The sequence below is a fragment of the Arthrobacter sp. P1_C12_2 genome, assembly GCF_056406415.1.
Map to the genome: position 1 here is coordinate 80,775 of NZ_JBFUAF010000021.1, position 11,248 is coordinate 92,022.

Below are 11,248 nucleotides of genomic sequence, written 5' to 3' on the forward strand. Positions count from 1 at the left end.
GCCTGTCTGCTTAGACGCCCAGGAAGCTGATGGCGCCCTGCTTGAAGGCGCGGCTGGTGATGGCGTTGGTGTGGTTCCGGCCCGGCAGCACCAGCTGTTCGACCATGCCGCCGGCCTTGGCGCCGAGGGCGGCGAGCTCCGGCATGGAGGCCGCCCGGTCGTCCTTTTCCCCCGCCACGAGGAGCATCGGCATGCGGGGGACGGCTTCGCCGGGGTCGTACGGTTCGGTCTTGATCGCCTCGACCAGGGACAGCAGCGCGAAGATGTTGTTGCTGGGCAGCAGCATGGCCATCTTCAGCAGGCCCGCAGTTGATTCGTCCGCGATCGGGGTGCCGTCGGCCAGGTACCGCTGCGCGGCGATCAGGTCGAAGTCCGCCAGCGGGTCGGCGACGTTCGGGCCGCCCAGGACCAGCCGGTGCACCAGCTCGTGCTGGGTGGCGCCGAACTCCCAGGCGAGCCGGGACCCCAGCGAATAGCCGATCACGTCGAGCCCGCTGGACGGGTCGCCGTCGCGCAGCGGACGCACGCCGGCGTCGAACACTATCTGCAGCAGGTCCGCGCGGATCCGGCTGGGGGAGTAGGAGTCCATGTCCTCCGGGGCGCCGCTGCGGCCGTGGCCGGGCAGGTCCACGGTGATGACGCGCCGGCCGGCTTCCAGCAGGGCGGTGAGCCAGCCGCTGTCCTCCCAGTTGAGCTTGGACGAGGAGGAAAAACCGTGCAGCAGCAGGACGGGCCGGAGCCCGGCGTCGTTCTGGGGCTCATGCACCTGCACGTACAGCTGGGGGTCCGTGCCCTCCACGGTGTGCGAATGCAGTTCGCCGGTGTGTCTGCCGCTCATGCTCTCAGTCCTCATCAAGTACGGCGCTCAGGCGGACCCGGCGCTTAGGTGCCTCTTCCTTCGGGACCGTGCCCACGATGCCGGCGGTGTTGTCCGGCACCTCAAACACAATCAGGGGCTCGCCGACATTGATCTTGTCGCCGGGCCCGCCGTAGATACGCACTACCTTACCTGCCTGCGGGCTGGGCAATTCAACGGCCGACTTGGTGGTTTCGACCTCCACGAGCGGCTGGTTGCGCTCCACTTGGTCGCCCGGGGAAACCAGCCATTCCAGCACGGTTGCCTCGATCAGGCCCTCGCCGAGATCCGGGAGCGGGAAGGAAATTTCAGCCACGTTTGTACTCCAATACTCGCTGGATGCCGAAGAGGATCCGGTCAATGTTCGGGATGTATTCATCTTCCAGGTCGCCCGAGGGGTACGGGACGTCGAAGCCGGTGACGCGCTCCACCGGTGCCTTAAGCGTGTCAAAGCAGCTCTGCGTGATCAGCTGCGCCACTTCGGCGCCGAGGCCGGAGGTGAGCGGCGCTTCGTGGACGACGACGGCGCGGCGTGTCTTGCGCACGGAGGCGGCGAGGGCCTCGGCGTCGATCGGCTTGAGCCAGCGCAGGTCCAGGACCTCGATGTCGATCCCGTCCTCGGCCGCGAGCTCGGCCACCTGCAGGCAGCGGGCCACCATGGCGCCCCACGCGACGAGCGTGAGGTGTCGGCCGGTCCGCATCACCTTGGCGCCGGTGGGGGAGCCGGAGTCGTGTGTGGCGACGTCGCCCTTCTGCCAGTACCGCGACTTCGGCTCCATGAAGATCACCGGGTCCGGCCGCGTGGCGGCGTACTTGAGCAGGTGGTAGGCCTCATGCGGGTTCGACGGCGAGACCACCTTCAGGCCCGGCACGTGGGCGAAGAGCGCCTCCAGGCTTTCGCCGTGGTGTTCGGGGGCGCGGATGCCGCCGAAGCTGGGCACGCGCAGGGTGATGGGCATCGGCATGGTGCCCCGGCTGCGGTAGTTCATCCGGGCGATCTGGCAGACGATCTGGTTGATGGCCGGGTACGCGAAGCCGTCGAACTGGACCTCGGGAATGGGGTGGAACCCGGCCATCGCCAGGCCCACGGACATGCCCAGGATGCCGGATTCCGCCAGCGGGGTGTCAAAGACGCGCTGCGCGCCGTGCTTGGCCTGCAGCCCGTCGGTGATGCGGAAGACGCCGCCGAGCCGGCCGCAGTCCTCGCCGAAGATCACGGCTTTGGGGTTGTCCGCGAGGACCTCGTCGAGGGCGCGGTTGAGCGCCTGCTGCATCGACATCACGGTGGTTGGGGCGGGGCTGTCCGTGGCCGTGTTGGTGCCTGCGGCAGTTGCGTCTTCGAGTATCGAGTTAGACATGTTCGGACTCCTCGCGCCAGTTGGCGGCCTGGGCCTGCAGGGCCGGGGTGGTTTCCTGGAAGACCAGGTCAAACATTTCAGTTCCGGGCCGGGAGCCGAGAGCCTGGATGCCGGTGCGGATCTGCTCCTCTTCGGCCTTGGCCGCGGCGAGGGCCTCGGTGAAGAACGCCTCGTCCGCGATTCCATCGGCCAGCAGCCGCTGCCGGAGCCGCTCGAGCGGGTCGGTGCCGGCGCCGTCGCGTTCCTCGTCGAGGGAACGGTAGCGGCCCGGATCATCGGACGTGGAGTGCGGGCCGCGGCGGTAGGTCATGGCCTCGATCAGCACCGGGCCGTTGCCGGAGCGGGCATGCGCGAAGGCGCGGCGGGTCGCCTCGAGGACCTCGACGACGTCGTCGCCGTCGATCTTCAGCGCCGGCATCCCGTAGCCCGCGGCGCGGGCCGCGACGGAACCGCCGGCCACCTGCCGTTCGGTGGGGACCGAGATGGCCCAGCCGTTGTTCTGGACGAAGAACACCACGGGCGCCTTCATCACGGCGGCGAAGTTCATCGCCTCGTGCACATCGCCCTGCGAGGAAGCGCCGTCGCCGAAGTAGGTCAGGGCGACGCCGTCTTTCTGGTCCAGCGTCTGGCCGTGGGCCCAGCCGACGGCGTGCAGCACGGACCCGGCGACGACGGCCTGGATCGGGGCCAGCCGGGACTCCATCGGGTTGTACAGGCCGCCGTGCCACGTGGCCTTGTGCGTGGACATGTAGGCCACCATGTCCACCCCCATGGTCCGGGCGACGCCCATTTCGCGGTAGGTGGGGAAGACGAAGTCCCGGGCGGTGTCCACGGCGTAGCCGCTGCCCACCTGGGCTGCTTCCTGGCCGAGTTCGGGGGCGTAGCCGGGGATGATGCCCTGCCGCTGCCAGGCGATGGCCGAGGTGTCGAGGTGCCGGACGGCCACCATGAGCGAATAAAGCTCGCGGAGCTCGTCGGCAGTGAGCGGCCCGGCAGCGCTGCCGGAAGCCACGGGAAGAAGTGTGTCCATGCCTGTGACCCTAGTCACCGGCGGCCGGGTGGGCAATCAGCCTAGGCTGGGGTGCCCAGACTGCACAATGCGGTCAGCCAAATCGCCGTTCGGCATTACAGGTTGTGCAGTCCGGGGCTGGTGCCCAACTGGCTCGCAGCTGGGGCCGTTTTGAGCGGCCACAACGGCCCCTGCTGCGAGCTGGTTGGGCGGCGGTACGCTAGTCGGCCTGCCGGGCGGCGTCGCGGTTGCGGGTGATCCGGGCGCCGGTCCAGCACGCCGCGGCGATGCCGGCCACCAGCGCCAGGGTGCTGAAGAGCTGCGTGCTGGTGTCCGGGCTGCTGAAGCCGACGGCGAAGATCAGGGCCAGGAGCACGAGCCCGAAGATCGTCAGCCCGGGGAAGCCCTTCATCCGCAGCGGCAGCGCGGTGCCGTCGCGGTCGGCCCGGCGCCGCAGGATCAGCTGGGACACGAGGGCCGTGCCCCAGACCACGAGGCAGGTCGATCCGACGAGCTGGAACAGTGCCGGGAGAATCTGGTCGGGGAAGAGCAGTTCCAGTACGGCGGCCAGGAAGCCGAAGGCCACCGAGACGCCCACGGCCACCACGGGGACGCGTGCCTTGTTGACCTTCGAGAGGAAGCGCGGTGCTTCGCCACGTTCGGACAGCGAGAAGACCATCCGGGAGGCGCCGTACAGGTTGGCGTTCAGCGCGGAGAGAAGCGCGACGACGGCCACCAGGGTGATGGCGGCACCGGCACCCGGGATGCGGGCGACGTCGAGGACGCCGGCGAACGGGGACTTCAAGGCCGCCGAGGTGGAGGGGAGGACGGCGGCGATGACGAACACCGAGCCAATGTAGAACGCAAGGATCCGCCAGACTACAGTGCGGATCGCTTGGGCGACGCTGCGCTCCGGGTTCTCCGTCTCAGCCGCGGCCACGCTGACAATCTCCGTGCCGCCGAAAGCGAAGGTCACCACGAACAGTGCGGTGGCGATCCCGCCCAGGCCTGCCGGGGCGAAGTCGGAGGTGAAGTTGCTGAGCCCGGGGGACGGGACGTCCGGCAGCCAGCCCAGCAGCAGGGCCGCGCCGATAGCCAGGAACAGCACGATGGCGGCGACCTTGAGGATGGCGAACCAGAACTCGAATTCGCCGAAGTTCTTCACGCCGGCGAGGTTGACTGCCGTGAACAGGGCCATGAAGATCAGTGACAGTGCCCAGACGGGGATCACCGGCCACACGGTGAACAGGAGCGCAGCCGCACCGAGGGCCTCGGCCGCGATGACCACCACGAGCTGCAGCCACCAGAGCCAGCCGACGGTCGCACCGGCGGTCTTGCCCATCGCCTTTTGCGCGTAGACGGAGAAGGCGCCGCTGTTGGGGTTGGCGGCGGCCATCTCGCCGAGCGCCCACATGACCAGGATGATCAGGGTTCCGGCGACGAGGTAGGAGATGAGGACGGCGGGTCCCGCCGCCTGGATTCCGGCCCCTGAGCCGAGGAACAGGCCGGCGCCGATCGCGCTGCCCAATCCCATCATGGTCAGCTGGCGCGGCTTCATGCTGTGCCCCAATTTCGGGGCCGGGAGGGCGGTGGGCAACTTCGCTATGGACTTCGTTGTCATACTGGCGAACCTTCGTGTGGTTTGGATCTGTGCGTCCTTATGGGACCTATTGAATTTACCGGATTTGGCCGGGCGCTACGGGCCGCCGGGGCTCCGCAGGCGTGAGAGCATGGTGGCAGTTTGCTAACTGTTTCGGGGCATCGGCGGCGGTTTGTTCGGGCCGGGCCCGCTTGGGAAGGAAAAATCCATGGACGTTGATCCGCTGGATGCAAAGATTGTCCGATTTTTCACGGATTCCCCCAGGGCCTCGGTCCTGGAGGCTTCCCGGGTGCTGAAGGTTGCCCGCGCCACGGTGCAGTCGCGCCTGGACCGGATGCAGGACGCCGGTGTGATCGGCTCGTGGGTGCCGCAGCCCGATCCGGCGCACTTCGGCTTTCCCGTGGTGGCGTTCTGTTCCCTCACGATCAACCAGGACCTCGGGCACGACGCCGTCGTGGAGGCCCTGGGACGGATCCCCGAACTGATTGAGATCCACACCGTCTCCGGGAGCTCGGACCTCATGGCCCGGATAGCAGCGCGCTCCAATTCGGACCTCCAGCGGGTCCTCGATGCCATGATCGCGACCAGGTCGGTCCTCCGCTCGTCCTCCGTGATCGTGCTCAATACGCACTTTCAGGGCCGCACCCTGCCGCTGCTGGAAGCCGCGGCCGCCAGCAGGTGACGGGCGCGTGGCGGGCAGGTGGCCCGGGAGCCGGCGGGCAGGTGGCGCGGGAGCCGGAGGCCGGTGAGCCGGGCCGCGATCAACCGGCGGGCTAGACGACGCTCAGGTTTTCGGGCAGGCCGGTCCGGCCGGTCAGCAGGAGCAGCAACTCGCCGGCGGACGGCAGCCGGGAGCCGATGGCTCCGGCGAGCTCCAGGGAGGCAGCGACCGCAGGGGCCAAGGAGGCGGGCGGCGGGAGCCCCAGGGCGCGCGCCAGGTCCAGGGTGTGCACGGCCAGCTCGAAGGTGCGGGTCGGCAGGTAGTCGATGAGCGTCATCGCCCCGGCAGGGGTGGCCACCAGGGCATCGTCCGGCGTGTTCCTGACGAGTGCGGTGACGCGTTGGACAATTTCCCGCACCGCTGCGGCCGGGTCCTCGCCCAGGGCTTCCCCGGTTTCCTTGCCCCGCTGCGCGATGGCGGCCGATGAGGTGGCGCCCCGGACGGCCAGGAAGTATTCCGCTGGACCCGCCACCCGTTCCCCGGTGGCGGGGGTGGCAAGGTAAGCCTCCACGGTTGTCAGGGCGCGGCTCGTGTGGCCGGTGAGTGCCCGGACATCCCATTCGCCCAGTGCCCGCAGCGACCAGGCCTGAGGCGGCACCCGGCCGGCGAGTTCCAGGAATGCCTGGGCCGCTCCCGCGTAACAGGCCCTGACTGCTTCTGCGTCCCTAGCCCCGATGTTCCTAGCCCCGATGTTCCCAGTCCTGATGTCCCCAGCCTCGATGCCCATAGCCCCGATTAATACCGTTGCCTGAACCCGTGCACAAGGGCGGTCCGCCCACCGGGGCCGGCATGTGACCTGAAACATTTTGCGACCGGACGGTGCGGCCGTATCATTAGTTCTAGTCAATTTGACTATAACTAATCCGGCGGTCGGGCCGGATCCAGCCGGGCAGTCCATCGCGGGACCCGGCCGGGACCCCAGAGGGCGGGTGGATGACCGTTTACACCACAGCAGCCAACGTCTCGGAGCGCCAAACCGCGCCGCCGTCGTTGGCCATCTCCACTGTGATCTTTGCGCTGCGTCCCAGYGAGCGGTCCGGACGGCCCACGCTGTGGATTCCGCTGGTGCGCCGGATCCGCGAACCGTTCAAAGGCCTCTGGGCACTGCCCGGCGGCCCGCTCACGCACTCCGAGTCACTCCAGGACGCGGCGTCGCGGAACCTGCTCGAGACCACCGGCCTGGCCCCGAACTACCTCGAGCAGCTCTACGCCTTTGGCGGACTGCACCGCTCGCCCACCCAGCGCGTCGTCTCGATTGTGTACTGGGCACTCGTCCAGCCCACGGAGGCCGCGCTCGCCGACGAATCGGAGAACGTGCGATGGTTCCGTGCCGACCGGCTGGGCGAGCTGGCCTTCGACCACAACTCGATCGTCGACTACGCCCTGTGGCGGCTGCGCAACAAGATGGCCTACGGATCGATCGCCTACCACCTGCTGGGCGAGTACTTCACCCTCGCCCAGGTCCGGGAAGTCTACGAGGCCGTCCTGGACCGCGAACTCGATCCCGCCAACTTCCGCCGGCAGGTCAAGGCCACGCCGGAAATCGAAGAAACCGATCAGTACCTGCAGGGCGGCAAGCACCGCCCGCCCCGCCTCTACCGCTTTACCGGCCGCCCAGGCCTCGACCCAGACAACAGGAGCACACCATGAGCAGCGTCAACACGGCAATCCAGCTGATCACGCGCGAGCAGGCCACCACCATGGCAGGGGGCGCAGCCGCCTCCACCTGCAGCCCCGCGCTGGCCCGCGGGCCCTGGGACTACGACCTCGCCGAGGCCCTCGCCGGAGTGCCCGCCTACGGACCGGGCGCCTCCTCCACCGACGTCGCACCCGCCTCCACTCCCCGGCAGGGCCAGCTCCCGGAAGAGTACAAGCTCGCTTCCGACGCCGAACTCGACGCCCGGATCCGCGCCGCCAAAGCGGCACTCGGGGACCGCGCCGTCGTCCTGGGGCACTTCTACCAGCGCGACGAAGTGATCGAATACGCCGACTTCGTCGGCGATTCCTTCCAGCTCGCCAACGCCGCCCTGACCCGGCCCGACGCGGAAGCCATCATCTTCTGCGGCGTGCATTTCATGGCCGAGACCGCGGACATCCTGTCCCGGCCGGACCAGGCCGTGATCCTGCCCAACCTCGCCGCGGGCTGCTCCATGGCGGACATGGCGGACATCGACTCGGTCACCGAGTGCTGGGAACAGCTTGAGGAAGTCTTCGGCACCGAGCCCGACGCCGAGGGCCGGGTCCCGGTCATCCCGGTCACCTACATGAACTCCTCCGCAGCCCTCAAGGGCTTCTGCGGCGAGCGCGGCGGGATTGTCTGCACCTCCTCGAACGCCGCGACGGTGCTGGAGTGGGCGTTCGAGCGCGGCCAGCGCGTGCTGTTCTTCCCGGACCAGCACCTGGGCCGCAACACCGCCAAGGCCATGGGGGTGCCGCTGGAGCAGATGCCGATGTGGAACCCGCGCAAGGAGCTCGGCGGCAACGACGAACAGGCCCTGCTCGATTCCAGGGTGATCCTCTGGCACGGCTTCTGCTCGGTGCACAAGCGCTTCAACGTGGGCCAGATCGAGAAGGCCCGCGCCGAGTTCCCCGGCGTGCAGGTCATCGTGCACCCGGAATGCCCCATGGAGGTGGTGGACGCCGCCGATTCCGCCGGGTCCACCGACTTCATCAAGAAGGCCATCGCCGCGGCCACGGAACCCACCACGTTTGCGATCGGCACCGAGATCAACATGGTGAACCGTCTCGCCGCCGAATACCCGCAGCACACCATCTTCTGCCTGGATCCGGTGATCTGCCCCTGCTCCACGATGTACCGCATCCACCCCGGCTACCTTGCCTGGGTCCTGGAGGCGCTGGTCCGCGGCGAGGTGCTCAACCGCATCACCGTGGACGAGGACGTCGCGGCCCCGGCCAAGGTGGCGCTCGAACGCATGCTGGCGGCGCGGCCGTGACCAGGCGGCTCGTGATTGTCGGCAGCGGGATTGCGGGGCTCTACGCCGCGCTGCTCGCGACCGACGCCGCCACCGGCAGCGGCCGTGACATCGAGGTGGTCCTCCTGAGCAAGGGGACACTGGAGCAGAGCAACACCTTCTACGCCCAGGGCGGCATCTGCGCCGTGCTGGCCCCGGAGGATGCCGCCCCCGGGGACTCCGTGGCAGCGCACATCGCGGACACCCTCGCCGCCGGTGCCGGGCTGAACGACGCCGAGGCCGTCCGGGTCCTGTGCACGGAGGCCGTCCGGGACATCGCCGGCCTCCGCCGCTACGGCGTGCATTTCGACCTGGGTCCCGACGGCGGACCGGCCCTGGGCCTGGAAGCGGCACACTCGGCGCCGCGCATCCTGCACGCCGGCGGAGACGCGACGGGCGCCTGCATCGCCCGCGGGCTCGTCGCCGCCGTCCTCGAACGCGCCGTCCTGGACCGTGCTGGCCACGGCCGGCTCCGGGTGGAGACCAGCGCGTTCGTCACCGACCTCCTGACCGAACCGGAAGTCCTGCCGGAAGATCTGACGGATGCACCGTCACAGCCCGGCGGCACGCCCCCGACGCCGGCCCGGGTCACCGGCGTGGCCTACCTGGCCGGCGGACGGCCCCTGGAGTTGACCGCCGACGCCGTCCTGCTCGCCACCGGCGGCGCCGGGCGGCTCTTTGCCCGCACCAGCAACCCCTCCGTCGCCACCGCCGACGGCCTGGCCCTGGCCTGGCGTGCCGGCGCCGCCGTGCGGGACCTCGAGTTCTTCCAGTTCCACCCCACCACGCTTGCCGCTGAGGAAGTTCCGGGCGGCCCGCCGGCCCTGCTCATCTCCGAAGCAGTCCGCGGCGAGGGCGCGGTGCTGCTGGACGCTGCGGGATACCGCTTCATGCCGGACTACCACCCCGATGCCGAGCTGGCCCCACGCGACGTCGTCTCCCGCAGCATCGCCCTGCACCTGGCCGCCACCGGGGCCGCGCCGGACAGCCCGGTCTACCTGGATGCCCGCGGCATCGAGGCAGACCGGGGCGCGGGCTTCCTGGCCCGGCGGTTCCCGACCATCACGGCGGCCACCCGGGCCGCCGGCTACGACTGGACCGCTGAGACCGTACCCGTGTCCCCGGCCGCCCACTATTGGATGGGTGGCGTGTGCACCGACCTCCGGGCCCGCACGTCGGTTCCCGGCCTGTATGCCGCCGGCGAGGTCGCCCGCACGGGCGCTCAGGGGGCCAACCGGCTGGCGAGCAACTCGCTGCTGGAGGGCCTCGTGTTCGGCCGCCGTGCGGTCGAGGACTTCCTGCGGGCACCCGTGCCGGCGGCGGACTGGCCCGCGCCGGCCCCCGGGGACTTCAACCCGGGCAGCCACGTGATGTCCACGGCGGCTGTTACCCCTAGGACCTACGCCACCGGTGCAGCGGGGGTTCCGTTCAGCCGCGCGGCCCTGGGGAGGCTCATGACCGCCGCAGCGGGAGTCACGCGCACGGGCGCCGACCTCGACGCCGCCGCGCTCCAGCTGGCGCAGTGGGGCGCCGTCCTTGCGGCCGCCGACCATGAAGCCGGAGTCCGGGCCGGGCACAGCGCCAGGCACTGCCAGGATGCCCATGAGGACCGGAACCTGCTGCTGGCCGCGGAACTCCTCGTGGCGGCGGCCCGGCAGCGCACGCACTCCGTCGGCGCCCACTATCGGGCTGACACGGACGCCACTTCAGCCCTGACCCATTCCATTTCCATGCAAAGGATTTCCTCGTGACCACCACTGCCCAGGCAACCGCTGCGAACACCCTGTCCTCACACGCCGCGGCGCTCGCCGGGAGCCTGCCCGAGGCCGCCGTCCTGGCCGTCCTCCGCGCGGCGCTGCAGGAGGACGCCCCGTACGGGGACATCACCTCGCAGACGCTCATCCCCGCTCAGGCGCGGGCGACTGCGGTGCTCAATGCCCGCGTTCCCGGTGTGCTGAGCGGCGGGGAGGTCTTCGCCGCCGCGATGCAGCTGACCGACCCGGGCGCCGTCGTCGAACTGCTGGTCAACGACGGCGAGGCCTTCGCCGCCGGAACCGCGCTGGCCCGCGTGACCGGGAACGCCCGCGCCGTGCTGCTGGCCGAACGCGTCGGACTGAACCTGGTCCAGCGGATGAGTGCCATCGCCACCAGGACCGCCGAGTTCGTGGCGCTCGTGGACGGCACCGGGGCCCGGATCACGGACACCCGCAAGACGACGCCGGGGCTGCGGGTGCTGGAACGCTACGCCGTGCGCTGCGGCGGCGGCTTCAACCACCGGTTCAGCCTCTCCGACGCCGTTCTGGCCAAGGACAACCACCTGGCCGTCCTCACCGGCGGCGATCCGGCGAAACTGACCGCGGTGCTGCGCGGCGCCAAGGCCCAGTTGGGCCACACAACACACTTCGAGGTGGAAGTAGACGCCATGGAGCAGATCGAGCCCGTACTTGCCGCCGGGGTGGACACCATCATGCTGGACAACTTCTCGTTGGCCGAGTTGGTGGCCGGCGTTGAGTTGGTGGGCGGCCGGGCTCGGGTCGAGGCCAGCGGCAACGTCAATCTCGCCACCGTGGCGGACATTGCGGCCACGGGGGTGGACGTCATTTCCATCGGCGCCCTGACCCACAGCGTCACGGCCCTGGACCTCGGCCTGGATATTGAGCTTGAGGTCGAGGCAGCCGTTGAGCCTGGTGCGGCCGCCGGTGCGCCCGCCGGCCCCCGCCCCGGCGCCGGTG

General features: G+C 69.7%; 11 protein-coding genes. 5 read left to right on the forward strand and 6 right to left on the reverse strand.

Annotated features, from left to right (window positions below):
• Positions 1–10: 10 nt before the first annotated feature.
• The 5 genes from AC1DZQ_RS19200 to AC1DZQ_RS19220 all read right to left on the reverse strand — a co-directional run bounded on the left by AC1DZQ_RS19200 (position 11) and on the right by AC1DZQ_RS19220 (position 4,844).
• Positions 11–838: an alpha/beta fold hydrolase gene (locus AC1DZQ_RS19200; RefSeq protein ID WP_476964993.1), complete on the reverse strand. Its 828-nt coding sequence runs from the start codon at positions 836–838 to the stop codon at positions 11–13.
• Positions 839–842: 4 nt separating this feature from the next.
• Positions 843–1,172 carry a biotin/lipoyl-containing protein gene (locus tag AC1DZQ_RS19205; protein WP_476964994.1) on the reverse strand — a complete coding sequence of 110 codons (330 nt, stop codon included), beginning with the start codon at positions 1,170–1,172 and terminating at the stop codon, positions 843–845.
• Positions 1,165–2,214, reverse strand: a complete 1,050-nt coding sequence (locus AC1DZQ_RS19210; RefSeq protein WP_476964995.1) for an alpha-ketoacid dehydrogenase subunit beta — start codon at positions 2,212–2,214, stop codon at positions 1,165–1,167. The genes AC1DZQ_RS19205 and AC1DZQ_RS19210 overlap by 8 nt, the downstream gene beginning before the upstream one ends.
• A complete protein-coding gene (locus tag AC1DZQ_RS19215) occupies positions 2,207–3,244 on the reverse strand; it encodes a thiamine pyrophosphate-dependent enzyme (protein ID WP_476964996.1) in 1,038 nt (345 codons plus the stop codon). Before AC1DZQ_RS19215 ends, AC1DZQ_RS19210 begins: the two co-directional genes overlap by 8 nt.
• A gap of 199 nt (positions 3,245–3,443) precedes the next feature.
• A complete protein-coding gene (locus tag AC1DZQ_RS19220) occupies positions 3,444–4,844 on the reverse strand; it encodes an amino acid permease (RefSeq protein WP_476964997.1) in 1,401 nt (466 codons plus the stop codon).
• A 187-nt stretch (positions 4,845–5,031) separates the two neighbouring features.
• On the opposite strand from AC1DZQ_RS19220, the gene AC1DZQ_RS19225 reads away from it, so the two are divergent.
• Positions 5,032–5,505 carry an Lrp/AsnC family transcriptional regulator gene (locus AC1DZQ_RS19225; protein ID WP_476964998.1) on the forward strand — a complete coding sequence of 158 codons (474 nt, stop codon included), beginning with the start codon at positions 5,032–5,034 and terminating at the stop codon, positions 5,503–5,505.
• Between the two features lie 91 nt (positions 5,506–5,596).
• On the opposite strand, the gene AC1DZQ_RS19230 is transcribed toward AC1DZQ_RS19225, so the two are convergent.
• Positions 5,597–6,271, reverse strand: a complete 675-nt coding sequence (locus AC1DZQ_RS19230) for a maleylpyruvate isomerase N-terminal domain-containing protein (protein WP_476964999.1) — start codon at positions 6,269–6,271, stop codon at positions 5,597–5,599.
• Between the two features lie 206 nt (positions 6,272–6,477).
• On the opposite strand from AC1DZQ_RS19230, the gene AC1DZQ_RS19235 reads away from it, so the two are divergent.
• From AC1DZQ_RS19235 to nadC, 4 genes are all read left to right on the forward strand, one after another.
• The gene (locus AC1DZQ_RS19235) at positions 6,478–7,194 is read left to right on the forward strand and encodes an NUDIX hydrolase (RefSeq protein ID WP_476965000.1); all 717 of its coding nucleotides are present in this window, start codon (positions 6,478–6,480) and stop codon (positions 7,192–7,194) included.
• The gene (gene nadA / locus AC1DZQ_RS19240) at positions 7,191–8,498 is read left to right on the forward strand and encodes a quinolinate synthase NadA (RefSeq protein ID WP_476965001.1); all 1,308 of its coding nucleotides are present in this window, start codon (positions 7,191–7,193) and stop codon (positions 8,496–8,498) included. The genes AC1DZQ_RS19235 and nadA overlap by 4 nt, the downstream gene beginning before the upstream one ends.
• On the forward strand, positions 8,495–10,267 hold the full coding sequence (locus tag AC1DZQ_RS19245; protein ID WP_476965002.1) for an L-aspartate oxidase: 1,773 nt from the start codon (positions 8,495–8,497) through the stop codon (positions 10,265–10,267). Before nadA ends, AC1DZQ_RS19245 begins: the two co-directional genes overlap by 4 nt.
• A gap of 32 nt (positions 10,268–10,299) precedes the next feature.
• Positions 10,300–11,248 (forward strand): carboxylating nicotinate-nucleotide diphosphorylase (nadC, locus tag AC1DZQ_RS19250; protein ID WP_476965004.1); only part of this gene is annotated, 949 nt, incomplete at its 3' end.